Annotated in this window: 20 protein-coding genes; 12 read left to right on the forward strand and 8 right to left on the reverse strand. The window is 63.4% G+C overall.

Annotation, left to right across the window (positions count from 1 at the left end; genetic code table 11):
* The 3 genes from VMP31_RS05620 to VMP31_RS05630 all read left to right on the forward strand — a co-directional run.
* Positions 1-866 (forward strand): isomerizing glutamine--fructose-6-phosphate transaminase (locus VMP31_RS05620; RefSeq protein ID WP_325504935.1); only part of this gene is annotated, 866 nt, incomplete at its 5' end.
* An 11-nt stretch (positions 867-877) separates the two neighbouring features.
* A complete protein-coding gene (locus VMP31_RS05625; RefSeq protein ID WP_325504937.1) occupies positions 878-1,108 on the forward strand; it encodes a hypothetical protein in 231 nt (76 codons plus the stop codon).
* 33 nt (positions 1,109-1,141) lie between these two features.
* Positions 1,142-1,912: a YoaK family protein gene (locus VMP31_RS05630; RefSeq protein ID WP_325504939.1), complete on the forward strand. Its 771-nt coding sequence runs from the start codon at positions 1,142-1,144 to the stop codon at positions 1,910-1,912.
* A 54-nt stretch (positions 1,913-1,966) separates the two neighbouring features.
* Here the strand turns inward: VMP31_RS05630 and VMP31_RS05635 are convergent, their stop codons facing one another.
* Positions 1,967-5,035 (reverse strand): efflux RND transporter permease subunit, encoded by a 3,069-nt coding sequence (locus VMP31_RS05635; RefSeq protein ID WP_325504941.1) that lies wholly within the window; start codon positions 5,033-5,035, stop codon positions 1,967-1,969.
* Positions 5,035-6,129, reverse strand: coding sequence for an efflux RND transporter periplasmic adaptor subunit (locus tag VMP31_RS05640; RefSeq protein WP_325504943.1), 1,095 nt, complete (start codon positions 6,127-6,129; stop codon positions 5,035-5,037). The genes VMP31_RS05635 and VMP31_RS05640 overlap by 1 nt, the downstream gene beginning before the upstream one ends.
* A 115-nt stretch (positions 6,130-6,244) precedes the next feature.
* Between VMP31_RS05640 and VMP31_RS05645 the strand changes: the two genes are divergently transcribed.
* Both VMP31_RS05645 and VMP31_RS05650 read left to right on the forward strand, forming a co-directional pair.
* Positions 6,245-6,487 (forward strand): hypothetical protein, encoded by a 243-nt coding sequence (locus VMP31_RS05645; protein WP_325504945.1) that lies wholly within the window; start codon positions 6,245-6,247, stop codon positions 6,485-6,487.
* Between the two features lie 82 nt (positions 6,488-6,569).
* A complete protein-coding gene (locus tag VMP31_RS05650) occupies positions 6,570-6,962 on the forward strand; it encodes a VOC family protein (protein ID WP_325504947.1) in 393 nt (130 codons plus the stop codon).
* Between the two features lie 191 nt (positions 6,963-7,153).
* Here VMP31_RS05650 and VMP31_RS05655 read toward each other — a convergent pair whose 3' ends face one another.
* The 6 genes from VMP31_RS05655 to VMP31_RS05680 all read right to left on the reverse strand — a co-directional run bounded on the left by VMP31_RS05655 (position 7,154) and on the right by VMP31_RS05680 (position 15,363).
* Positions 7,154-7,633 carry a YegJ family protein gene (locus VMP31_RS05655; RefSeq protein ID WP_325504949.1) on the reverse strand — a complete coding sequence of 160 codons (480 nt, stop codon included), beginning with the start codon at positions 7,631-7,633 and terminating at the stop codon, positions 7,154-7,156.
* Between the two features lie 144 nt (positions 7,634-7,777).
* Positions 7,778-8,839: a type VI secretion system protein TssA gene (gene tssA / locus VMP31_RS05660; RefSeq protein ID WP_325504951.1), complete on the reverse strand. Its 1,062-nt coding sequence runs from the start codon at positions 8,837-8,839 to the stop codon at positions 7,778-7,780.
* Positions 8,840-8,854: 15 nt separating this feature from the next.
* Positions 8,855-12,712, reverse strand: coding sequence for a type VI secretion system protein (locus VMP31_RS05665; RefSeq protein WP_325504953.1), 3,858 nt, complete (start codon positions 12,710-12,712; stop codon positions 8,855-8,857).
* On the reverse strand, positions 12,709-13,473 hold the full coding sequence (locus VMP31_RS05670) for a DotU family type IV/VI secretion system protein (protein ID WP_325504955.1): 765 nt from the start codon (positions 13,471-13,473) through the stop codon (positions 12,709-12,711). The genes VMP31_RS05665 and VMP31_RS05670 overlap by 4 nt, the downstream gene beginning before the upstream one ends.
* Positions 13,474-13,482: 9 nt before the next feature.
* Positions 13,483-14,823 (reverse strand): type VI secretion system baseplate subunit TssK, encoded by a 1,341-nt coding sequence (tssK, locus tag VMP31_RS05675; protein WP_325504957.1) that lies wholly within the window; start codon positions 14,821-14,823, stop codon positions 13,483-13,485.
* 66 nt (positions 14,824-14,889) lie between these two features.
* Positions 14,890-15,363 (reverse strand): type VI secretion protein, encoded by a 474-nt coding sequence (locus VMP31_RS05680; RefSeq protein WP_325504959.1) that lies wholly within the window; start codon positions 15,361-15,363, stop codon positions 14,890-14,892.
* Between the two features lie 187 nt (positions 15,364-15,550).
* On the opposite strand from VMP31_RS05680, the gene tssB reads away from it, so the two are divergent.
* The 7 genes from tssB to tssH all read left to right on the forward strand — a co-directional run bounded on the left by tssB (position 15,551) and on the right by tssH (position 23,952).
* Positions 15,551-16,108: a type VI secretion system contractile sheath small subunit gene (gene tssB, locus VMP31_RS05685; protein WP_325504961.1), complete on the forward strand. Its 558-nt coding sequence runs from the start codon at positions 15,551-15,553 to the stop codon at positions 16,106-16,108.
* A gap of 31 nt (positions 16,109-16,139) precedes the next feature.
* Complete coding sequence (tssC, locus tag VMP31_RS05690) at positions 16,140-17,618, forward strand: type VI secretion system contractile sheath large subunit (RefSeq protein WP_325504962.1); 1,479 nt, start codon at positions 16,140-16,142, stop codon at positions 17,616-17,618.
* 74 nt (positions 17,619-17,692) lie between these two features.
* A complete protein-coding gene (locus VMP31_RS05695) occupies positions 17,693-18,190 on the forward strand; it encodes an Hcp family type VI secretion system effector (RefSeq protein ID WP_325504964.1) in 498 nt (165 codons plus the stop codon).
* Between the two features lie 3 nt (positions 18,191-18,193).
* Entirely contained in the window at positions 18,194-18,643 is a 450-nt protein-coding gene (gene tssE, locus VMP31_RS05700; RefSeq protein WP_325504966.1) for a type VI secretion system baseplate subunit TssE, read from the forward strand.
* Positions 18,627-20,420, forward strand: coding sequence for a type VI secretion system baseplate subunit TssF (gene tssF / locus VMP31_RS05705; protein WP_325504968.1), 1,794 nt, complete (start codon positions 18,627-18,629; stop codon positions 20,418-20,420). Before tssE ends, tssF begins: the two co-directional genes overlap by 17 nt.
* Positions 20,384-21,403, forward strand: a complete 1,020-nt coding sequence (tssG, locus tag VMP31_RS05710; protein ID WP_325504970.1) for a type VI secretion system baseplate subunit TssG — start codon at positions 20,384-20,386, stop codon at positions 21,401-21,403. Before tssF ends, tssG begins: the two co-directional genes overlap by 37 nt.
* 2 nt (positions 21,404-21,405) lie before the next feature.
* Positions 21,406-23,952 (forward strand): type VI secretion system ATPase TssH, encoded by a 2,547-nt coding sequence (tssH, locus tag VMP31_RS05715; RefSeq protein WP_325504972.1) that lies wholly within the window; start codon positions 21,406-21,408, stop codon positions 23,950-23,952.
* Positions 23,953-23,985: the final 33 nt, after the last annotated feature.

Raw genomic sequence — 23,985 nt, forward strand, 5'->3', positions numbered from 1 at the left:
CCGAGGTGGAGTACGCGTCCGAGTTCCGCTACCGCCGACCGGTCGTCGAGCCGGAGACGCTCGCCATCGCGATCTCCCAGTCGGGTGAGACGGCGGACACGCTCTGGGCGATGCGGGAGGCGAAGCAGCAGGGCGCGACGTGCCTCGGCATCGTCAACGCCGTCGGGTCGACGATCGCGCGGGAGACCGACGCCGGCGTGTACCTTCACGCGGGTCCCGAAATCGGAGTCGCCTCGACCAAGGCGTTCACCTCGCAGGTGATCGTGCTCGCGATGCTGACGGTGCACCTCGGCCGTCTGCGCGGCTCCCTCGGTCCTTCGCGTGGCCGTGAGATCGTGCGGGCGCTGGCCCGGCTGCCGGAGCAGGTTGCCGAGATCCTCGAGATGGACCCCGCCATTCAGGAGCTCGCGCTGGAGTACAAGGATCACCCGAATTTCCTGTACCTCGGGCGGGGCTACAACTTCCCGGCCGCGCTCGAGGGTGCGCTGAAGCTGAAGGAGATCTCGTACATTCATGCGGAGGGCTACCCCGCCGCCGAGATGAAGCACGGTCCGATCGCGCTGATCGACGAGCACGTGCCGGTGATCGTGATCGCGCCGCACGATGCCTGGTTCGACAAGACGATGAGCAACGTGCAGGAGACGATCGCGCGCGGCGGCAAGGTGATCCTGTTCTCCGACCAGCGGGGCGTCGACACGCTCGCCGGCCAGACCGCCGCGGCCTTCGCCCTGCCGGAGGTGGATGCGCTGACCGCCCCGATCCTCTACGCGATCCCGGTGCAGCTGCTGGCCTATCACACCGCGGTGCTGAAGGGCACCGACGTCGACCAGCCGCGCAACCTGGCCAAGAGCGTAACGGTTGAGTAAGGAGGAACGCTGTGCAGCGTGAAGAAGTGAAGAGCAAGCAGGCCGCCGGGGTGTTTTTCGATACCCATGTCATCGTCAACCCGGCCAACACCCAGGAATGGATCGTGCTGTTCAAGAAGGGCGCGGGCACCAGCTTCTTTCTGGTCGATGACCAGGAGCAGGTGGAGTCCTTTGTCGACCTGAACCTGCTGATCGAGGAGTTGCGGCAACTCGGCATCAAAGGTGCAGAGATTCATTTCTGAGTCTCTCGCGCTACTTCGCCACGCAGGTGTCCCATGCCCATCCGCTATGCCCGCCGCCTGACCGGGCGCAGGCGCACTGCCATTGCCAACCGTCACCTGGGTTTTGCCCTGGCCTTTGTTGCCGGGGCGATCAATGCCGGCGGTTTTCTCGCGGTGCAGCAGTACACCTCGCATATGACCGGGATCGTTTCGGCGATGGCCGACAATATCGCCCTGGGGGCTTATCCCCTGGTGCTGAGCGGCCTGGGCGGGGTGCTGTCGTTTCTGCTCGGGGCCATCTGTTCGACCATGATGGTCAGTTATGCACGGCGGCGGCGGATGCACAGCGTTAATGCCCTGCCGCTGTTGTTCGAGGCTTTCCTGCTGCTGTGTTTCGGCTTTCTCGGCGCGACCCTGGCGAGCATCGAGGGCCTGTTCGTGCCGCTCACGGTGATGCTGTTGTGTTTCATCATGGGCCTGCAGAATGCCCTGATCACCAAGTTGTCACGGGCGGAAATCCGCACCACCCATATCACCGGCATCGTTACCGATATCGGCATCGAACTGGGCAAGCTGTTCTACTGGAACCGGCGCAAGATCGGCCCCAAGCTCGGCGTCATGGCCGACCGGCAACGGCTGCGGGTGCTCGCCTTATTGGGTATGTATTTCTTTCTCGGCGGGCTGGCCGGGGCCTTTGGCTTCAATCGCCTGGGCTATATCGCCACGGTCCCCCTGGCCCTGTTGCTGGTGGCCCTGGCCAGCGTACCGGCGCTGGATGATCTGCGCTCGGGGTGGCGTCGGTTCAGGCGCGCCAGGCTGGGCTGATCGGTTGCCAAAGGTGGGTGGACAAGCTGCGCATTGTCCACCCACTTCAAGCGTTTAGGCCTCTGCCGTGTGCTGTTCCTTGATCCCGTAGAACACGCAGTACAGCACCGGCAACACCACCAGGGTCAGCAGGGTGGCGAAGCCCAGGCCGAACATGATGACCACCGCCATGCTCTGGAAGAAGGCATCGGTTAGCAGCGGGCTCATGCCCAGGATGGTGGTCAGCGCGGCCATGGATACCGGGCGTACGCGGCTGATCGAGGCCTCTTCCACGGCCTGCAGGGCGTCCTTGCCGCTGTCTAGCTGCAGCTTGATCTCGTCCACCAGAACAATGCCGTTTTTCACCAGCATGCCGCTGAGGCTGAGCAAACCGAGCAGGGCCATAAAGCCGAAGGGAATGCCGGTGATCAGGAAGCCCAGGGTTACGCCGATCATCGCCAGGGGCACGGTGAGCCAGATCACCAGGGCGCGCTTGAGCGAGTCGAACAGCAGGATGGTGATCAGGAACATCACCAGATAACCCAGGGGTAGGCTACCGAATACCGCCGTCTGGGCATCACGCGAGCTTTCGTATTCCCCACCCCATTCCAGGGTATAACCCGCCGGCAAGGCGATGGCCTCGATTTGCGGCTTGAGGCGCTGCAGTAACTGCGCCGCCGTCTCGCCACTGAGCAGCGCTGGATCGGCCTGCACGGTGAGGGTGCGCTTGCGGTCCAGGCGCATGATCAGCGGGTCTTCCCACTCGGTGCTGAAGCCCTGCAGCACCTGCTCGATGGGCAGGTAACCGCCACGGGCGCTGCTCCAGATCTGCAGATCGGCCAGGCTATCGGCGTTGAGTCGTTCGCTGTCCGGCGTGCGCGCCACGATCGGCAACAGCCGCGTGCCGTCGCGGTACAGGCCGACATCCATGCCGGAGAAACTCATGCGCAGCAGGTCATCCAGCTCGCGCTTGTCCACCCCCAGCTCGCGGGCGCGGGCTTCGGCGAACTGTGGACGGATCAGCTTGGTGCGATCGTGCCAGTCGTGCATTACCGCATTGGCCACCGGGTCCTGGCGCATCAGGCGGCTGACCTCGGCCCCCAGGCTACGCAACACCTCGGGGTCGGGGCCGCTGAAGCGTGCCTCGATCTTGCTGTCGCTGCCGGGGCCGAGCATCAGCTGCTTGAACTTGGGCTTGATCTGCGGATATTGCGTGGCGACATGCTGCTGCAATTGATTGATCAGTGGCTCGATGCGCTCCAGGCTGTCGGTGCGCACCAGCAATTGCGCGTAGTTGGGATACTGCTTCTGCGGTGAGTAGGTGAGGATAAAGCGCAGCGCGCCCCGGCCGATGCTGCTGCTCACCGCCGTAACCCCCTCCTGGGCCAGCACATGCTGGTCCAGCTCCGCCACCAGCTGCTCGGTGTAACGAATGTCGCTGCCCTGGGGCAGCCACAGGTCGACGAAGAACATCGGCGTGTTGGACGGCGGGAAGAAGCTCTGGCGTACCGTGGCGAAACCGGCGATGGCCACCACCAGCAGCGCCACCAGCAGCCCCAGAGTCAGGCCGCGCCAGCGCAGGGCGAAATCGAGCAGAGCGCGATAGGCCGTGAAGATCACCCCGCCATACGGGTCGGCCTGATCCTGCTCGAGCAGGGTCTGGTTATCGCGGAAGAACAGGCTGGCGAAGAACGGCGTGATGCTGATGGCGGTGACCCAGCTCAGCAGCAGGGAAATCAACAGCACCTGGAACAGCGACAGGCAGTATTCGCCGGTGGAGTCGTCCGACAGGCCGATGGGGGCGAAGGCGATGATGGCGATCAGGGTGGCGCCGAGCAACGGCAGGTTGGTCTGGCGCACGATGGCCCGAGCCGCCTCCAGGGTGCTCTGGCCGCGCTGACGGCCGACCAGAATACCCTCGACGATGACAATGGCGTTGTCCACCAGCATGCCCAGAGCGATCACCAGGGCACCGAGGGAGATGCGTTGCAGCTCGATGCCCAGCAGGCGCATAAAGATAAAGGTGCCGAGCACCGTCAGGGCCAGGACCAGGCCGATCAACAGGCCGCTGCGCAGGCCCATAAAGATCAGCAGCACGACGATAACGATGACCACCGAGGCGACGAAGTTGAGCACGAAGTCGTCTACCGAGGCCTGCACCTCGGTAGTCTGGTCGTAGAACACCTGTAGCTGCATGCCGGCTGGCCGCTGGTCATCCAGCTCGGCCAGGCGCGAATTGATCGCCACGCCCACATCCACCACGTTGACCCCAGGGACGAAGGCAATCCCCAAGGCCAGGGCCGGCTTGCCATTCATGCGATAGAGGTTGTCGGGGGTTTCACTGAAGCCGCGGCTGACCTGGGCAATGTCGCCCAGGCTGACCTGCTGCGAGCTACCCGGTTCGCTGATGATCAGCCGCTCCAGTTCGCCCACATCCTGCAGTTCGCCAGTGGGGTGCAAGCGAATCGACTCGCTGCCGACCAGAATACGGCCCGCATTGGACACCACATTCTGCTGGCTGAGCACCTGGCTCAGACGCTCCGGCGCAATGCCCAGGGCCGTCATCTTGCTGCGTGACAACTCAACCTGTACCTGCTCCTGGCGCGCGCCGGCCAGGCTGACCTTGCCCACCCCGGGCAGCAACACCAGCTCGCGGCGCAGGTAGTCGGCGAAGTCACGCAGCTCCTGAGCGCTGTAGCCCTCGCCGGTCACCAGCAGGAAGAAACCGAACACATCGCTGAAATCGTCGCGGATCAGCGGTGGGTTGACCCCAGGAGGCAGATTGGGCTGCAGATCATTGATCTTGCGCCGCAGCTCGTCCCAGATCTGCGGTAGCTGCTCGCTCTTGTACTGGCTTTGCAATTCCAGGCTGATCTGCGACAGCCCGGCGCTGGAGATGGACGTGACCTTCTTGATCGAGGGCAACTGCTGGATAGCGTTTTCCAGCGGATAGCTGACCTCCTCCTCCACCTGCTGCGGCGACGCACCGGGGTAGCTGGTGATGACCATGGCGCTCTTCAGGGTGAAGGAAGGATCCTCCAGCCGACCGAGGTCCAGAAACGCGAGCATGCCGCCGATACCCAGCAGCAGCGTGACCAGCCAGCTTGTGACGCGGCGCTGGATAAAATAACCGGCGATATCCATTACAGACCCCGCTCGCGAACCCAGGGACGTACCGCCTGGCCTTCCTCCAGTTCGGCACCGCCGACAGCGACAATCTGCTCGCCAGGCTCCAGGCCACTGAGCACCTCGATGCCGCTGTGGGTCAGCTTGCCAACCTCGATCTGACGAGCGCTAAGGCGCAGCGCACCGTCCTGCTCGCGCGCCACCCACACCTGTTTGGCGCTGGCCGGGCCAGTGTCGGCGCTGAATACCGCCTCCACCGGCACCAGCAGGCGTGTGTCCGGGGTGCGCGAAAGCTGGGCGAAATCCACCCTCACCGTAGCGCTCATGCCCGGCAGCAGGGTGAGTTCCTCGGGGCGTGGCATGGACAGGGTGACCTGATAGGTCAGGGTGCGCGGGTCGGGCTGGGTGCTGTGTTCCTTGTATACCGCCTCGAATTCGCGATCGGGCAGGCTGTCGAGAATCACGCTGGGGTGATAGTCGATGCTGTCCTCGCGGCTGCGCAGGTTGGTCAGCAGGTTTTCCGGCATCTGGAACAGCACATCGAGGCGGTCGCCGCTCTGCAGGGTGGCGACCGGTTGCTTGGCCTGCACCACTTGGAAGTTATCCACATGGGTGTTGGCCACTACACCGTCGAAGGGCGCGAGGATGCGGGTGTAGTCCAGCTCCTGGCGGGCCAGGTTCAGGGCCGCGTTGGCCGAGTCGAGGGCAGCCTTGCGTTGGTCGTATTCGGAGCGGGAGATCATCTGCCGCTCGAGCAGCTTGGCAATCCGCTTGAACTGGGCGTTGGCCAGATCGAAGCTGGCCAGGCGATCACCCACCCGCAGGCGCTGGTCGGTGTCTTCGATGCTGGCGATCAGCTGGCCGCGTTTGACCGGCTGGCCCTGCAACACCTCCAGGCTCTTCAACTGGCCGCCGATGCGGAAGGACAGCTCGGCTTCCTCGGTGGCCTTGAGGCGTGCGGGGAACTCGCGCAGGCGCTGGCTGGCGGGGTCTTCCACGGTGAACAGCTTGACCAGGCGCGGTGCCTGCTCCTGGGGAGCGGGGGGCTGGTCGCATCCGGCCAGCAGCAGGCCAGCAGGCAGGCACAGGTAGAGGAGGGGGCGAAGGTTCAAGATGACTATTCCTGATAACGACACGATCAATAGAAGGTTGCACCCGATCGGGTGCAGATGGCCGAGAGTTTAAGGGGTAATTGCGGCTATCTCCACGTGGCTTGCTGAGACGACAGTGAAGTTCACGATCTGCCGGGTAGCGATATCCGAACACCTGGTACCCAGTACGAAAGTGATCAGGCAACTGGCCGAGGAAAAAGCGACGGCCGAAGACCAGGGTGCCTTTGCTCAACTGCTTGGTAATGCCCTTACCCATCTCCACGAAGGTAGCGTGGCCCGTTATCGGTTGCGGCATTCGGAGTTTCTGGCCTGGCAGCCGGTTAGGGATGGGGCGGAAGGCGCTGGTTCGGCAGGCTGATCGCCGAAGGGTCTTGTGCAGTACATACTCCGGCCATCTTGTCGCGATCTTATGTCCCTCTGCCCCTACCGAGAGCAAGCCTATGTTTTCCCATATCTGCATCGGCGTAAGCGATTTTCCGCAGGCGCTGGCCTTTTACCAGCCGATCATGACGCTGCTGGGTATCGAGCTGCGTTTTCTCGACGAGCACAAACCCTGGGCGGCCTGGCAATCTAAGCCGGAGCCCCGGCCGCTGCTGCTGATCGGCAAACCCCATGATGGTGCCCCGCATCACCCCGGTAACGGGCAGATGGTGGCGCTGTTGGCGCAGAGCCGGGCCCAGGTCGAGCAGGCCTATCGGCTGGCACTCGCCCACGGTGGGTACTGTGAAGGGCCGCCGGGGCTGCGCGCCGAGTACCACCCGGACTACTACGGTGCCTACTTTCGCGACCCGGACGGCAACAAGCTCTGCGTGGTTTGCCATCAGCGCGAGTGAGGGGCCACTTCGTGTCTGGTTTAGCCGGCGCTTGGCCAAGCAGCTCGTAGGATGGGTTGAGCGTAGCGCTACCCATGCTGTGGCCCCCCCATTCTAGGGCTGCGGATAACTCTCAACCGATACCCCCGAGCCCCTCCATCGGCCCGCGCAAAGCGGCAGTTCTGACTGGAGCACGCAAGGTTTCGTCGCTATCAGCAGTCGAAGCCGTGTTGGCTGCGGTAGTACTCCACCTGTTCAGCGGGCATCTCTTTGAACAGCGCGCAGATGGTGAAGCTGCCCACCTGGCGGCCGTTTTTCAGGTAGCCCCAGTCGGTGATCTGTTCGCGGGTAAAGCGCAGTTGCTGGCCCCAGGTCACGCTTTTGACGATGCGCGGCTCGTTGGCCACTTCACCGATAAAGCCTTGTTCAAGCGGCCGGAAGCGAGTGATCCAGAAGGTTTCAATACCGTTGCTGTCCTCGGCCATGACCTGAACCTGGAAGCCACTGGTATTGGCTGGCGGCTTGGCGGCCAGTGCCAGGAACTCTGTCAGGCCAGCCTGGGCCTGGCGTACGGCCGCTGAGATGGCGGGGTCCTGGCGATCGGCGGTGACCACTTCATTGGTGTCGCGCGCGCTGGCGTGAAATGCCGTCAGGCCGATTACGAGTAGAGAAGCAACATATGAGGGGTGCATGTCTGCCTTTTTGCTGCGTTGCCCAGATCGTCCTGCTGATTCTGCTCTGGCTGCTGGCGAGCATCTTACTGGTCGGGTGTAGGGCGTTAGGCGATGTGTTTTTCCTGATACGCCGCCATGCGCGCAGGTAGCGCGACTCGGTTGCTAGGGCAATACCCCAAGCAAGGTCCATAGCCGCCGCGATTCCGGGTCGGCGTTAATCAGTTCCGCCAGCAGGTCGCGCAGCGGCTTCTGTCCCCATTCGACGGCGCGATTGATCAGGTAGGGCACGGGGCTGTGCGGTTCGGTCTTGGCCAGGTATTCGGCGACCAGCGCCAGCTGTCGGTAGGCCTCGTCGCGGCTAGTCGGTGCGCGCCCCATGGTCACAGTGGGCGGCGGCTCGTCGGTGAAAAATGGCGATTCGTCGACGGTCGGCTGGGGCGGTGTGGCGGGATGCATGGCGAGAAACTCCTGCATAAGCGTGGTCAACTGCTCGATGGTTTGACGCAGTGGGGTAAAGGATGGCGAGTCGAACGCCAGTTGCCCATCGCTCCACGCCTCCAGCCTGGTGAGGGCGGCGCGGCTCTCCGTGAGCCAGAGCAGGTTCTGGCGAAACTGCACACCGGGCAGCATGCGCAGGCAGTCGTTCAACTGCCGTTGAGTCGCTTGTGCGGCCTCGCGTTCCGCCTTGGCACCTTTGCTGTCGCCGCCGGTCAATAGCTTGCGCTGCAGCTGCTGCCAGTCGGCAAAGCTGAATTTGGCGAAATCCTGGCCCACTTCGCCGAGCAGCGGCACGCGGGTCAGCAGCACCTCCGCATATCGCCGCACCAGCCATTCCAATGGGCTGGAGCGCCAGGACAGGTCGCCGTCTTCCGGCTGTGGGTGCAGTTCGTCGGCGAAGCGCTCGCAGAGGCTGGCCAGTAGATTCAACCCCGCGGCCAAGCCGGCGAAGCCGTGGCGATGCAGCCAGGCTTCGCCGAGCCAGACGGCGACCATCATGTCCTTGCTTTTGCGGCTGAGCACCTCGGTCGCCAGGCGCTCCACGACTACCCAGTCGGCGCGTTTCAGGTTGGCTTGCCAGACGCCCGTAGGCAGGCTCTCGTCGTCCTCGCGGCGAGCTTCGCGCAAGCTGTCGTATTCCGGTTGATGGCGGATATTGACTCCGCACGGGCGCGCGCCGGCTATTGGTTCCAGCAGCCCGGTGGCTTGAAAGGCGACGTCGTCCATTGGTGGGGCTAACTCCTAGTCTGGCTGGTTGGCGGAGACGGCGGCCGGCCAGGCTTCGGCAGGCGAGACGGCGAGGGAAGCAGCTGGGGCCCTGGTGAATGGCGAGGCCGGTGCTTTGACCGGTAGCGGTGCCAAGGCCAATGGTGCCTTACCGCTGGCGTTCATCAGGGCTACGCGCATAAACATCAGCGCGTGGTTATCGGGGCTGTAAGGGGCGTACACCGGCAAGCGGAAAGCCAGCGGTGTTTCGCTGTAATCGATGGTCGCCAGACGCTCGAAGGCGACGTGGGTACGCAGCAGCCGCAGCAATGCCCAGGGCCCTTCGTATTCCCAGCCAGCCTCGTGGTCGAACACCGCCAAGGTAGATTGCAGCGGATCGTCCGCCGGTTTCTGCGCGGCGTTCTTGGCCCAACGTAATGTCAGTTTGACCGGCTCATTAAGGGTCCAGCGCAGGCGGTGGTTGTCCTCGCCGGGATAGCGGATCAACTGGCTGCCCGACTGCATCGACCACTCGATTACTTGATCAGCACCAAGCTCGGCGGCCCGGTCGGTGCGCCAGCGCACGTCCAGGTCGATGCCTTTGATGCCGTCCTGATCACGCTGGAACAGCGGGTCGAGCCAGACCCTGGCCTGCTGCAGATTATTCAGAAAATCTGCTGCCGCCAGCGCATCGACGGACGGGCTTTGCGCGAGCCCAGTTTGTGCCTGGGCCAGGTTCTCATCGAGCAATTGCAGGAACAGGCGTACACGGTCGGGATCGGCATCCGGGGCGTTGAGGTTGAAGGAGAACGGGAAGCGCCCGGCCAGGTAGTGGGAGAAGTAGGTGGACAGATGATTCCAGGCAGCTGCCGCACTCTGCTCCTGCAAGTAGTGGCAGCGCTGTGCGGCTAGGCCGGCAACTTCGCGGGCGCGTTGGGAAAATTCATCCATGCCGCTGGGCAGCTCGGCTTCGCTGAGGACGGTGCGGCAGTTGCTCAGCTCTATGCTGTTGAGATTATTGGTGAACCGTTCGAATAGGGCCGGCGCGCTACTCGGGTTTTTGTCGGCGTATTTCTGCAACTCCACCGACATCGCTTGCCAGCGCAGCAGTTGTTCGACATTCCCGGAGGCCAGGCTGGCACGATTGGCCTGCAGCCAGCCGAGTGCCGGCGCTATGCGTCCGTGCAGATCGGCGACCAGGTTGGTCTGCGCCGCCAGGTATTGCTGCATGTCCTGGGCAGTGGCTGAGCGATAGGCACGTAGTCCTGGGTTCTGGCTGCCGTCCCACCAGTTGAAGTTGCCGTGCAGGGGTTGGTACAAGGCCAGGGCCTGCAGCTCGGCATTGGCATTGCCGAGGTCATGCAGGGCACGCCTATTCAGTTCCTGCTGCAAGGCGTTGGCCATATCCCCATGGCCGAGGGTGCGAAATGCCGTGACCACTTCGCTGGCAGCTTGCGCCGGCACAGTGAAGACACGGCCATCGTTCAGGCTGATAGCGTTGTTCGGCTTGAGCGCGGTGAGCAACCGCCAAAGGGTCGTGGCGGTGCTTGATTTGGCGCTAACGGTCAAGGCGTCGCGATACTCGTAGGGCACCTTGACCACGCCTTGTTTGAGGTAGCTGCGGTAGCTGGCGATATAACGCGAAGCAGCGTCGAGGCTATCGCTGTCGACACCGCGCAAGGGGGCGGCGTGGTTGATCTGACCATCGCCAAGCATTGCCGCAGCGGCGAAATCCTGGCGTAGCAGCATCTCGATGGCGATATCCAATTTGACCACGCTGGGCTGCAACTCGATGCTGCCGCCGTTTTGCTGGCGCAGGATGCTGTTTTGCGGATCGTCTTCATCCAGCCATTGATCGCGGAAGACTCTCTGCAGAAGGCTGGCGTGGTCGACTACTTGATCGACCATCGCCGGGCCGATCAAACTGCTCTGCCGCGCTTCGTCGAGCATCGCCGAATATCCTGGGGCCAGATCCTGGCCGGAGCTGCGGCTCCAGGCGGAGTTGGTGACGGCGACCATGCGCCGCAGCTGAGCGATGTTCAGGCTCAACTCTTCCAGTTCGAGTATCGAATTACGCTGACCGTTTTCCAGGTACTGCAGGTGGCGGCGAACCTGCCCGGCGGTGGCGCTGAAGCTTTCGTCGGCGAACAGCCGGTCAAGCCACATACGCATCTGTTGCACGTATTGCTTGCCGGTTTGCTGACGAATGGTGGCGAGCTCCACCGGGCTGGCCGGTGCCTCGCTGGTACGCGCGAACAGCCAGTTGTAACGGCTGTGCAAGGGTAGGGCCTGGGCACTCAAGGGCAGATTGAGCAGCTCGCCGGACAGCGCCGCGGCATCGTCGAGTGGGGTCTTGCTGCCCATTAGCATCTGGTTGAAATGGGCGCTGTTTTTTTCCAGGGCGATGGCTTGATCGAGCAGTTGCCGGGCGCGCAGGTAGCTCGACCATTCCTCCGGCGACTCGGCTTCGCCGCCACCGCGGCGCTGGTTATCCGTGTGTTGCGTGGTGATTGCCTCTATGTCCCGTTGCAGGCTGGCGCGCAAGGGCTGATAGAGGCGCTCGCTGGCGAGTTGGCGCAGGTACTGACGCAGCTGAGGATCAAGCGATGAGAGCAACGAACTGGGCATCAGCGCCGAGGCATAACGCCAGCGCGGTGCTTCGTCCAAGAGCGTCCAGAAGGTGCTGATGCTTTTGCGGGCCTCGGCGTCGCTGTCCAAGCCGGGGCGATGGTCGTCCCTGAGGTCATGCAGCAGGCTGGCGAGGGTGTCGGCCTCGTTGCGCTCGACCTGCCAGAGCCACAGCATGCCGACCAGCCAGAACAGCCCGAACGCGGCGGCGCTGATAGCGGCCACGCGTTGCCAGCGACGGCGCAGATAAAGAATCCGTGGCACCGGTTGGGTCAGCCCCTGCTCGGCCAGTACTCGCTGGCGCAGCAGGCGGCGCACGAACAGCGGGTCACGCGGCAACTCTGCCACTTCGGTCAGCGGGTCGGTATCGAAGCCGGGCACCGGCAAGGCGGCGCAGAAGTAGATGCCGCGTAGTTGCGGGGCCTCGCCCAGGGCGCTGCCTTGAAACACTGGATCGCACAGTGCCTGCAGATTGCCGCGAATGGCCTCGAACTGGCGCGGTAGCAGGTAGAGTGCTTCTTCTACTTTGCCGGACAGTGCGCCCAGCTCGGTGATCTCCTCGGACAGTACGCGCACCAGTTGATCAATGGCGATCTCGCTCCACTCCGGGTGCCAGGCCGTACCTGGGGCGAAGGGCGAGGACCAGCCGAACACCCGGTCGCGCGCATCATCGGGCAGCACGTCGGCCAGCTCCTTGATCCCGGGCAGGGTTTCCAGGCCGGTTATCAATAGATAAACCGGTACGCTCAGGCCCAGGCGCTGGAGCATCTCGTTGAGTTTGCGCCGCGCCTTCAGGCCGGTCGCAGCGGCTTGGTCGCTGGCCCACAGCTGTTCGGCGGTTACCGTCCAGATCAGCGCATCCAGTGGCCGACCGGCACGCATCATCAGCAGCAGGCGCAGCAACCGCCACCAGGCGGCGATCTGCACCAGGGCACCTTCGCCGTGGTTGAACATGGCACCGGGTACCGCCAGCACCGCCGCATCGCTGTCGTACCACCAGCGGCCGAACCAGCCGGGCTTGCCGGCGCTGGACAGGCGCCAGCCGCGACAGAGTTCGCTGCTTTGCTGCTCATCGCCGAGCAGCATGATCCAGGGAGTCTGGTAGCGATCCTTGACACCAAGGTCGTGCTCCATCTGTTGCACGGCGAAGTAGCAGCTGCGCGCGGCACCATCGATACGCCCGCGCAACCACAAAACCAGCGCTCCCAGCATCAGCAGAAGAAGCAGTGCGCCGATTACCAGCAGGAGTATTTCCAAGCCGCTCATAGATGCTGTCTCTCGGCACCGCCGACCTGGGAAAGGCTGGGTTCGAGGCGTTGCGCTATATCGCGCCAGAACAGGTGACCGACGAGCAGCATCAGTACCAGGCCGAGGCCGATAAACAGGCTTAGGCGCAAACCATCAGGCAGTATGCGCCGCAGCGGTAGCCGGCTCGGCGTGGCCATCGCGGGCTGTTCGAGCATAACGCCGACGCGCCGCTCATCGGCGTCGCGCTGCCAGGCGAAGGCAAACAGCGCGTGGCGCCATTTCTCATGCAGAATCCGCCCGCGGGCACCGCGCAGACGCCCCTGAAATCCCAGAATCAGACACTGCAGATAGACGTTGGCCAGATCGCGGGTAGCCGGATCGGATTCGCCGAGTAATTTGTTGATCGCTAGGGGTATACGCTCGCCTGCCGCGCGGCTGTTGAACAGGCGCGATTCCAGCGGTTGTTCCTGCCACAGCGCACGCCCCGGCCAGGGATTGAACACCAGGGTTTCGTCGAGCAGGGCGACAAAGGCGTAGACCATCGCCTTGGCCTGCCCGCCCGGAGCGTCGCCAACTGCGGCGTAGGCATCGCGCCACAGCCGCCGGGCCAGGCGGCCGGCTTCGGTGGCTGCCTGGGCGGCCACTTGTTCGGCGCCTTCGGTGCTGCCGCTGAGGCCGGACCAGATTTCCAACCACTGCACCCAGGATTTGCCAAAGGCTGCGCTCAGAGGGGCTTCGTTCATCGATCCGCTGCGCAGGCGCACGTGGCTATCAGGCATGCGTTACCCTCACTCGCTGCCATCGCCAGAGGTTTCGGGGACGAACAGCAGCACTTCCCAGGGCTCGACGCCGGTGCCGCCGCCGGGCACCAGAATACGCAAACGTTGACTGGGATCGAACCATTCCCGCTCGCCTTGCAGGCTGAACAGCCGGGTGTCCTCGCTCACGCTGTAGGCGATCTGTTCGCTGCGACTCAACGGCTGTTGCGCCATGCCATGCATGCGTTGCCGAGCCAGGGTAACGATATGCGCTTCAGAGGCCACTATGGCGCTCTCCAGCCATTGCCCGGCCGCCCGCTCGCCAACCCCGGCAGGCATGCGCAGGCCGATTACCAGACGCTGCCAGGGCTCTTCGCGCTCCGGCAGATCAATCCAGAATCCACGGGTGTCGCGGGCAAATGCCAGGGTGCGATAGCCGGCGCGCACCAGATCCAGGGTGGTGTTCAGCCAATCCAGCACCTCGCTGTAGCCATCCAGCAATTCTTCGTAGACCAGGGGTTTGAACGCCGGCACCCCGGCCAAGGGATTGAGCGTACACAACGAGCCGGCCATACCGGCCAGCAGCCGATGCAAGGTGGCCGGGGCCACGACGCGGCTGCCCAAGGCGGCTTCGACTTCCGGCAGGCGCGCCCAGAGTGCGGCGAGCAGGCGACCGATCTCGCTGGCGTCCTCGGCATTGCCGGCTTGTTGTGCCTGGCGCAGGCGACCGGCGAGGAACACGCATTTTTCCCGAGCGCGGGCGCAAACCGCGGCGACCTTGTGCCCCAGCGGCGTCTCCGGCAACACCCGTGAAGTGGGTGCTACGTAAGCTATGCGCGCGTAGCCGCCGGCCTGTTTGCCGATACGCAGCAGCGGTAGGCATATCGAATCGGCTTTGTTGCTTTCGCACACCAGGTGCAGATCGGGGCGCCAGACGTTGATCGGTTCGGGGAATTGGCCACTGGCCAGATCCGGAACCGGCTCGCCCTGGGCCGAGAGGAAGCGCCCGCTGAGTGGCACCAGTTGCCCAGCGCGGTAGAGCGGCGCGACGGCGAGGTAAACGGTGGTCATGGCCTGGGGCGAGGCGTCAATCGCCTCTATCACGTCCAGTTCCAGGGGGCTGCGACTGGCGGCGTCGAAGCCGACCGGTAAACCGTCAGGGAGTATGGCGTCGAGGCCGGTAATACGCACTTTGCCGCTGCTCAGCGCGGCCTCGTCCACTTCCAGCAGATCGATGCCCCAGTACCAGGGTTGCGCCGCTGCCGCTTGGCGTGAAGCCAGGGTTTCGGCTCGCAAACTCTGCAATTGGAAGTGTTGAGGCAGCAGGTGCATGCCTTCATGCCAACAGATTGCATCCGGTATGCCACTCATGCCACGCCCCTCCAACGTCCATTTTGCTACTGCAGGTAGCGTTCCCGTCGCGTGTCTGTGCGTGGCTCAGCGTTGAGAGGCGTCGCCGAGCAACCGCATATTCTTGCTTTCGAAACGAAGCCAGACCGTCTTCTGCTGATCCAAACGCAGTCTGTGCGTACCGGGATTGTTATAGCCGGCATACACCAAAAGTCCAACCGCGGGGTTGCCGGCCATAGGGATATCGCGTGACTCCATGAACTGGCCCGGAACCAGTTCCAGGCTCCACACATCGATGGCTTTGAGGTAATCGCGGCGCAACTGCTCGCGCTGCTCAAACCACTGCTTGGCGGGAATCGACAGCAGCAGCTTGAACAACTCGGGGTCCTGCACGGCGACGAAATCTATGGCGAGTGGGGTGTCGCCATTGGCCTTGGGTGCCATGTCCAGCGTGAGTGAGCGCAATTCGACCGAGGGTGGGGAGGAAAAAAACGAACAAGCAGACAGCAGGTTGAACAAGCCCAGCAGCGCGGCTGTGCAGGCGAAACGTCCGAGTTTCATGGGAATCCGTTAGTCAATGAATTTGCTTTTTTATAGACCTGTTCTAGCGTCTTGGGTAGTTCGCCGACAAGGCGAATGACAGATCGTTCCTCTCAGGATTCAACTCTGGGTAGTGATCTGCAGGAGCGTAATGGGAGGGAAACCGAAACATTGCGCGCGAGCTCAATGTTTGCAGAAGGGCAGGATCATGGCTGAAAGTACCCAACACAAGCTCGACCGAGTACGCCCGCCGCGTGTGCAGATTACCTACGACGTAGAAATTGGCGACGCCATCGAGAAGAAAGAATTACCCCTGGTGGTCGGCATCCTCTCCGATTTGTCCGGTAAACCGGAAACCCCGCTAGCAAAATTGGGCGAACGACGCTTTATCGAGATTGACCGCGACAACTTCAACGAAGTACTCGCCGCCACGGCACCGCGTCTGGCCGTGCAGGTTGACAACAGCATCAGTGGCGATGGCAGCAAACTTAACGTAGAGCTGAAATTCTCCCATTTCGACGATTTCGATCCGGTCAATCTGGTCAAGCAGGTGACGCCACTGCGCCGTCTGTTCGAGGCTCGTCAGCGCCTGCGCGACCTACTCACCAAGCTCGACGGTAACGACGATCTGGACAAGTTACTGCAGGAAGTCGTGGCCAACACCGATGGCCTGCAGGAAATCAAAGCAGCTCGCCCCGAAGGCTCCGCGGAAACCGCCGAGGCCTCCGCCGAAGCCCCCGAACAGCCTGAAGAACCCCAAGCCTGATCGTCCCGAATATAAACCGGAGTAAATTGCCATGGCCGAAACAGAACCCGGCACTCAAGGCACGACCTCGACTGCCAGCTTATCCCTACTCGACCGCATCGTCGCAGAAGGCCGCATGGCCCACGACGACAGCCAGCAAGCCTATGCCCGCGACATGCTCGCGGAGTTCGCCACCCAGGTACTCGATGAAGGCATGGTGGTCGACAAAGACACCGTAGCCATGATCAACGACCGCATCGATCAGATCGATCAGTTGATCAGCGGTCAGCTCAACGAAATCCTCCATCACCCCGAGGTGAAGAAGCTCGAGGCCTCCTGGCGTGGCCTGCATTTCTTGGTGATGAACACCGAAACCAGCACCCGGCTCAAACTGCGCCTGCTCAACGTGACCCAGAAGGAGCTGTTGAACGACCTGGAAAAAGCCGTCGAATTCGACCAGAGCGTACTGTTCAAGAAGATCTACGAAGAAGATTACGGCACCTTCGGCGGGCATCCGTTTAGCGTGTTGATGGGCGACTTCGAGTTCGGTCGCCATCCGCAGGACATCGCCCTGCTGGAAAAACTCTCGAATGTCGCCGCCGCCGCTCATGCGCCCTTTCTCGCCGCCGCCAGCCCGCGTCTGTTCGACATGAGCAGCTTCACCGAACTGGCCGTACCCCGTGACCTGGCCAAGGTCTTCGAGAGCATGGAGCTGGTCAAGTGGCGGTCGTTCCGCGCCAGCGAGGATTCGCGTTACGTGTCGCTGGTGCTGCCGCATGTGCTGCTGCGTCTGCCTTACGGCCCGGAGACCCTGCCGGTGGAAGGCATGAACTATGTCGAGGACGTCAACGGCACCGACCACAGCAAATACCTGTGGGGCAATGCCGCCTGGGCGCTGACCCAACGCATCACCGATGCCTACGCCAAATACGGCTGGTGCGCGGCGATCCGTGGGGTCGAGGGCGGCGGCGCAGTCGAAGGGCTGCCGGCGCATACCTTCACCACCAGTGCCGGTGATCTGGCGCTTAAATGCCCGACCGAAGTGGCGATCACCGACCGCCGTGAGAAGGAACTCGACGGGCTGGGCTTTATTTCCCTCTGCCACAAGAAGAACAGCGACCTGGCGGTGTTCTTCGGTGGCCAGACCACCAACCTGGCGAGGACCTACAACACCGCCGAAGCCAACTCCAATGCGCGTATCTCGGCGATGTTGCCGTACGTGTTGGCGGCCTCGCGTTTCGCTCATTACCTCAAGGTAATCATGCGCGACAAGATCGGCAGCTTTATGACCCGCGACAACGTACAGACCTACCTCAACAACTGGATCGCCGACTACGTGCTGATCAACGACAACGCACCCCAGGAAATCAAGGCGCAGTACCCGCTGCGCGAAGCGCGGGTGGACGTCAGCGAAGTGGCCGGCAAGCCCGGTGCCTACCGCGCCACCGTGTTCCTACGGCCGCACTTCCAGCTTGAGGAACTGACCGCCTCGATCCGCCTGGTGGCCAACCTGCCGCCACCTGCCGCCTGATGTTGCCCGCCGGCCCCTGGCCGGCGGTTTTTCGCTCGCTTTTTTCCTCTTTTTAGATTCAGGAGCTGCACGCGATGGATGCGATTATTCTCGACCTGGGTGCCGATATTAAAGGCGACAGCCTGCTCGAAGGTTTTGCCGACAAGATCGAGCTGATGTCCTACAGCCACAACGTCGCCATGCAGGTGACCAACGACGTCAGCAACTCGGAGCGCACCTCCGGTCGTCCTCATATCGGCGAGTTCACCGTCACCAAGTTCATCGACACCTCGACCCCTACCCTCAACGAATACTGTTGCGCCGGCAAACCCATCACCGAAGCCAAGATCACCATCGGCCGTAACGCCGCCGAGGGCAGCGGGCAGATCCTCCCCTTCATCGTCTACACCCTGACCAACGTGGTGTTCTCCAACCTCAGCGTCAGCGGCGGCACGGGCGGCAAGCCAGTGGAAACCCTGTCGATGAACTTCACCAAAATCAAATGGGAGCTGACCGCGCAGAAAGACGACGGCACCAAGGAAGGCACGGCCGCGTCCACCTGGGACCTGGCCGCTAACAAGGTCGTCAAGTAAGCGGTGGTCGCACTCCGGCAACGCAGCCGGGCGCCGCTGCTCGACCGCCTGGCCTCGCAGGACGAGGCCAGGTTGGCCCAGGCAGTGGCTTTCGACCGTCAAGCGCTCAGCGAATCGGTACGCCAGGAGCTGTTGCGCCTGCTCAACACCCGGCGCTCGGTTCGCCCACGGCTCAAGCAATTGACCGTGATCGACTACGGCATCGCCGACTGGAGCGGGCTGTATGCCGACCGCAGCGACGACCGTCTCAAGCTGGCGCGGGAGATTCGCCTGGCGATTGCCCACTTTGAGCCGCGTTTGCAACTGACCGATGTCGACGTACAACCTTTGGATGGCAGCCGCCATGCCCTGCGCGTAAGGATCGCCGGGCTGCTGCGCGGCGGTAGCGAAACCTGGCCGGTGGACTTTGTAATGGATATGGCCGACGGGGTGGTGCATGAGCGATTCGATTGACGAGAAACTGCTGGATTACTACCAGCGCGAGCTGACCTGGCTGCGCCAGGCAGGTGCCGGTTTTGCCGAGCGTTACCCGAAGATCGCCAGCCGCCTGGAACTCTCTGCTGGCGAATGCCCGGATCCGCATGTCGAACGCTTGCTGGAAAGCTTCTCGCTGCTCTCCGCTCGGCTGCAACGGCGCCTTGATGACGGCTATGCGGAATTCAGCGACGCCCTGCTCGAGCAACTTTATCCCCTGGCGCTGCGGCCCTTGCCGTCCTGCGCGATTGCCCGTTTCGAACCCGATCCGAGCAAGGGCAACCTTAGCGAAGGTTATGCGCTGCCCCGCGATACCCCTTTGTTTGTCACCACCGCTACGGGCGACAGTGTGTATTTTCGCAGCGCCGCCTCTCTCACCCTGTGGCCCCTGGAGGTAGTCGGTGCGGTGCTGCTCGACACCGAAGAAACCCAGGCCCTGACCGGCGTACCCATGGCCCGCTCGGCCCTGCGCCTGAGCCTGCGCTGTACCGCCGAGGAACCCTGGAGCGCCTTGCCGATTCAGACTCTGCGCATCCATCTGGCCGGTTCGCCGGTCACCGCCGCGGTGCTCTATGACCTGCTGTGCGGCAGTGCGCTGCACACGCTATGCGGCCTGCCCGGCAATCAGCCGCGCGCTTATTCCGGGTGCCCCGAGCCGGTTGGCTTTGGCCCTGACGAGGCCCTGCTGCCGGACGAGGACGGTCTGCATCCTGGCCTGCGCCTGCTCGCCGAATACTTCGCCTGCCCGGAAAAATTCGCCTTCTTCGACCTGCCCCTGACGATTCCCGCCGACGCCGGCGAACTGCTCGACATCTATATCCTCTTCGACCGTTCGCCTACCGCCCGGCTCAGCCTGCGCCCCGAGGACATTGCCCTCGGCTGCGCGCCGGTAATCAACCTGTTCCCACGCACTTCCGAGCCGCTGCGCCCGGACGGCACCCGCAGCGAGTACCGGCTGATCGCCGATGCGTACCGCGAGAACAGCGTGGAAATTCACAGCATTCGCAATCTGCGCGCCGGCAGCGGCCAGCGTGCGCAATGGATCGCGCCTTATTACGCCTGCCAACACGGCTTGGGTGAAGGCCGGCTGTTCTGGCACGCGCGGCGTATCTCCGGGCGCAATCCGGGCCGGCATGGCACCGATATGTTGCTGAGCCTGGTCGACACCCATTTCAATCCGGCCATCGATATTCCCGATTACAGCCTCACCGCTGAACTGCTGTGCACCAACCGGCACCTGGCGGAAACCCTGCCGGCCGGCACTCGTCTGGATTTCGAACGACCCGGCCCGGTGCTGCGCGTCAGCCTGCTGCGCTCGCCCCATGCGCAGTCGTTGCCGGACCTGGGTGGCGCTTCGCGTTGGCGTCTGGTGTCGCAACTGACCCTCAATCATCTGTCGCTGGTGGAGGGCGAGCAGGCCCTGGCCGCGCTCAAGGAAATGCTCACCTTGCACAACCTGCGCGATGAGGCCGCGGCGCGGCGGCAGATCGAGGGGCTCAGCGGCATCGCCAGTGTGCGCATCGTCGAGCGGGTCGGCAGCGATGCCTGGCGCGGTTGGCGCAATGGCTTGGAAGTGCGGGTCAGCCTTGATCCGCAGCACTTCGTCGGTGCCAGCACGCTGTTGTTTTCCGGGGTGTTGGCGCATTTCTTCTCGCTTTACGCCAATACCAACCGCTTCGTGCGCACCGTGCTGCTGCTTGGCGATAAGGAGATCAAGACATGGCGTCCCCAGGTCGGCGAACCCCTGTCGCTGTAGGCCAACGCCTGCGCGACGAGCCGCAGGCATTTGAGCTGTTGCAGGCCTTGCTCTTGCTCGAACGTGGGCAGCCCAACGCCACGCCCCTGGGCCAAGGTATAGACCCGCGCCGCGAAGCCGTGCGTCTGCGCGGGCCTTTGACCCCGCTGTTCTCTGCCAGCCAGGTGGCACTGCTGGAGTATCCCGAGCAGGCTCAGCCGATCTTGAGCACCCCGGTATTCGGCCTCGGTGGCCCGGACGGTCCACTGCCTTACGCCTATCAGGAATGGCTGCAGCAGCGCGCGCGGTTGAAGGATCACGGCCCGGCGGAATTCCTCGACCTGTTCCAGCATCGCCTGCTCTCGCTGCTCTATCAGATTTTGCGCAAGTACCGGGTGGCGATTGGTTTTGTGCCGCCCGAGGAAAGCCCGGTGCAGGATCAACTGCGTGCCCTCACCGGCCTGCTGCCGCGCCCGCTGCAAGGGTGCCAGGCGATCCCCGATGGCTTGATCTTCGCCCGCACCGGGTTATTCGCTGGGGCGCGTCGCTCTCTGGCCGGTTTCGAGACCATCGTCCGCCATCATTTTGCTGTGACCGCACGCCTCGAACAATTCCTGGGTGCCTGGCGTGAGATACCCGTTGCCAGCCGCAGTTGTCTGGGCCGCCCAGGACGCAACCTGCAACTAGGCGTGAGTGCGGTGGCCGGCAAGCGAGTCTGGGACGAGCACGCCGGCGTGCGCATCGTGCTCGGCCCGCTGAATGCCCAGCGCTACCCGACATTTCTGCCGGACGGTGCCGCCCATGGCCAACTGGCGGCGCTGGCCGCGTTCTACTTCGGCCCGGATCTGGACTGCTCACTGCGCCTGTTGGTCAGTGAAACCTCAGGCCTGACCCTGAGTCGCCAAGCGCCGCCGCGGGCGGCCTGGAATACCTGGCTGGAGCGTGAGCCAAAGCGTCATCAACGCCACATCGATACGCGCCTCACCACCGCGGGGAGTGCCTGACAATGGATCTCGGAACCCTGGTCACCCGACTTAATGGCGACTGCCGCCGCGCCCTGGAGCGCGCCGCCCAGCGCTGCATGCAACGCAGCCACCACTATGTGGAAATCGAGCACGTACTGCTCGAGCTGCTGGATATCGAAGGCGGCGACCTGGCCTGGTTGCTACCGCGCTTCGGCCTGGAGCGCGATGCCCTGGCCGCGGAAATCAACCTGGCGCTGGAACTGTTCAAGGGTGGTTGCACCCGCACCCCGGCGTTCTCCAATCAGGCTGTGGGGCTGCTGGAAGATGCGGTGCTGCAAGCCAGCATGCAGAACCAGCAGAGCGTGCGTTCCGGCTTGCTGCTGCTGGCCTTGCTGGAGCGCGACGAACGCCGCGCGCTGCTGCTCAACAGCGCCTCCTCGCTGCTGCGCATTCCTCGCGAGGCGTTGCGCAGCAACTTGCAGGAGTGGTGCGCGAGCTCCCGTGAAAGTGTTGCCGTCGGCGCAGCCAAACCGGGCAAAGCCACCAAGGCCGGTGCCGAGCCATCGCTGCTGGAGCAGTTCACCCAGGATCTTACCGAGGACGCGCGCAACGGCCGCATCGATCCCATAGTCGGGCGTGACGGCGAGATTCGTCAGTGCATCGATATCCTCCTGCGCCGCCGGCAGAACAACCCGATCCTGGTCGGCGCTCCTGGGGTCGGTAAAACCGCAGTGGTCGAGGGTTTGGCCCTGCGCATTGCCGCCGGCGATGTGCCACCGCCGCTCAAGGACGTCAGCGTGCGGGTGCTCGACCTCGGGCTGTTGCAGGCGGGTGCTGGGGTCAAAGGCGAATTCGAGCAACGCCTCAAGGGCGTGATCGAGGGGGTGCGCAGCTCAGAGAAGCCGATCATTCTGTTTATCGACGAGGCCCATACCCTGGTAGGTGCCGGTGCCGCCGAAGGTCAGAGCGACGCCGCCAACCTGCTCAAGCCGGCGCTGGCCCGTGGCGAGCTGCGCACTGTCGCCGCCACTACCTGGTTGGAATACAAAAAGTACTTCGAGAAAGACCCGGCGCTGACCCGGCGCTTCCAGCTGGTGCAAGTGGAAGAGCCGGACGAAGCCACCGCCGTGGACATGCTGCGTGGCGTCGCTGCCAAACTGGAACAGCACCACGGCGTACAGGTGCTGGATGCGGCTATCCACGACGCGGTAAAGCTCTCCCATCGTTATATCTCCGGCCGCCAGCTGCCGGACAAAGCCATCAGCGTGCTGGACACTGCCTGCGCCCGTGTTGCTCTGGCCCAGCACGATGTGCCGCCGCAGCTGGAAAGTCTGCGCCACCGCCAGGTTGCGGTGCAGGACGAACTCGATCGGCTCAAGCGCGAACAGGCCACCGGCCTCGACCATGGTCCGCGCCTCGGCGAGCTGGACAGCGAGACTCTCGACAACGCGCAGAGCATTCGCGAACTGGAAAGCCGCTGGGTTGAAGAGCGCGAGGCGGTGCGCGAACTGCTGAATGCACGTCGCGAACTGCTGGCGCTGAGCGAAAGCGCCGACGCGGTCAATCCGGGCAAGGAACTGGATAGCCGTATTGACCAACTGGCCGCCGAACTCGCGCGCCTCGAAAGCGGCCTGGAAGCCATTCGCCAGGACGATCCGCTGGTGCCCGAACAGGTGGACTCGAAGATAGTCGCCGCGGTGATCGCCGGCTGGACCGGCATCCCGGTGGGCAAGATGCTCGCTGACGAAGCCCACGCCGTGCGCACCCTCGGCCAGCGCATGGGCCAGCGGGTGATGGGCCAGGACGTCGCCCTCGGCACCATCGCCCAGCGCATCCAGGCCTACCGCGCCGGCCTTACCGACCCGGCCAAACCGGTTGGCGTATTTCTGTTGGTCGGCCCCACCGGCGTTGGCAAAACCGAAACCGCCTACGCCCTGGCCGACGCCCTGTACGGCGGCGAGCGCAATTTGATTAGCATCAACCTTTCCGAATACCAGGAAGCCCACACCGTCAGCCAACTCAAGGGCGCGCCGCCCGGCTACGTCGGTTACGGCAGCGGCGGCGTGCTCACCGAAGCGGTGCGGCGCAGACCCTATTCGGTGGTGCTGCTCGACGAAATAGAAAAGGCCCACCCCGATGTGTTGGAAGCCTTCTACAACGTCTTCGACAAAGGCGTGATGGAAGACGGCACTGGCCTGGTGGTGGACTTCAAAAACACCGTGATGCTCGCCACCAGCAACGTCGGCGCCGAACTTATCCTCGACACCCCGCCCGAACAGATCGGCAGCGATGCCTTCAACGCGCAACTGCGCCAGGTATTGCTGCACAGCTTTCGCCCGGCATTTCTCGCGCGCATGACCGTAGTGCCCTTCGGCAACCTCGACGACAGCACCCTGGAAAATATCGTCAAGGCCAAACTCGGCAAACTTCGCGCCCGCTACAAGGCCGCCACCGGCAAACACTTCGACTTCGACCCCGGCATCGTCCAGGCGGTACTGGCCAAATGCAGCTCGGCGGGGGTGCGGGATATCGAGAATGTGTTGATGACGGAAGTGGCGGGGAAGTTGGCGGAGTGGGTGTTGGAGTAGGCCAAATAAGCGCACACCTGATGCCTTCTCAAA

It is taken from the genome of Pseudomonas sp. (genome assembly GCF_035512415.1).
In the GTDB taxonomy this organism is placed as follows: domain Bacteria; phylum Pseudomonadota; class Gammaproteobacteria; order Pseudomonadales; family Pseudomonadaceae; genus Aquipseudomonas.

Bases quoted from the DNA above. Each gene is read 5' to 3' on its own strand.
- tssC (WP_325504962.1), top strand. From the start codon at position 16,140: ATGGCCGAAACAGAACCCGGCACTCAAGGCACGACCTCGACTGCCAGC.
- VMP31_RS05635 (WP_325504941.1), bottom strand. From the start codon at position 5,035: ATGGATATCGCCGGTTATTTTATCCAGCGCCGCGTCACAAGCTGGCTG.
- tssH (WP_325504972.1), top strand. From the start codon at position 21,406: ATGGATCTCGGAACCCTGGTCACCCGACTTAATGGCGACTGCCGCCGC.
- VMP31_RS05655 (WP_325504949.1), bottom strand. From the start codon at position 7,633: ATGCACCCCTCATATGTTGCTTCTCTACTCGTAATCGGCCTGACGGCA.
- VMP31_RS05680 (WP_325504959.1), bottom strand. From the start codon at position 15,363: ATGAAACTCGGACGTTTCGCCTGCACAGCCGCGCTGCTGGGCTTGTTC.
- tssG (WP_325504970.1), top strand. From the start codon at position 20,384: ATGGCGTCCCCAGGTCGGCGAACCCCTGTCGCTGTAGGCCAACGCCTG.
- tssK (WP_325504957.1), bottom strand. From the start codon at position 14,823: ATGAGTGGCATACCGGATGCAATCTGTTGGCATGAAGGCATGCACCTG.
- VMP31_RS05695 (WP_325504964.1), top strand. From the start codon at position 17,693: ATGGATGCGATTATTCTCGACCTGGGTGCCGATATTAAAGGCGACAGC.
- tssB (WP_325504961.1), top strand. From the start codon at position 15,551: ATGGCTGAAAGTACCCAACACAAGCTCGACCGAGTACGCCCGCCGCGT.
- VMP31_RS05665 (WP_325504953.1), bottom strand. From the start codon at position 12,712: ATGAGCGGCTTGGAAATACTCCTGCTGGTAATCGGCGCACTGCTTCTT.
- VMP31_RS05630 (WP_325504939.1), top strand. From the start codon at position 1,142: ATGCCCATCCGCTATGCCCGCCGCCTGACCGGGCGCAGGCGCACTGCC.
- VMP31_RS05650 (WP_325504947.1), top strand. From the start codon at position 6,570: ATGTTTTCCCATATCTGCATCGGCGTAAGCGATTTTCCGCAGGCGCTG.
- tssF (WP_325504968.1), top strand. From the start codon at position 18,627: ATGAGCGATTCGATTGACGAGAAACTGCTGGATTACTACCAGCGCGAG.
- VMP31_RS05670 (WP_325504955.1), bottom strand. From the start codon at position 13,473: ATGCCTGATAGCCACGTGCGCCTGCGCAGCGGATCGATGAACGAAGCC.
- tssA (WP_325504951.1), bottom strand. From the start codon at position 8,839: ATGGACGACGTCGCCTTTCAAGCCACCGGGCTGCTGGAACCAATAGCC.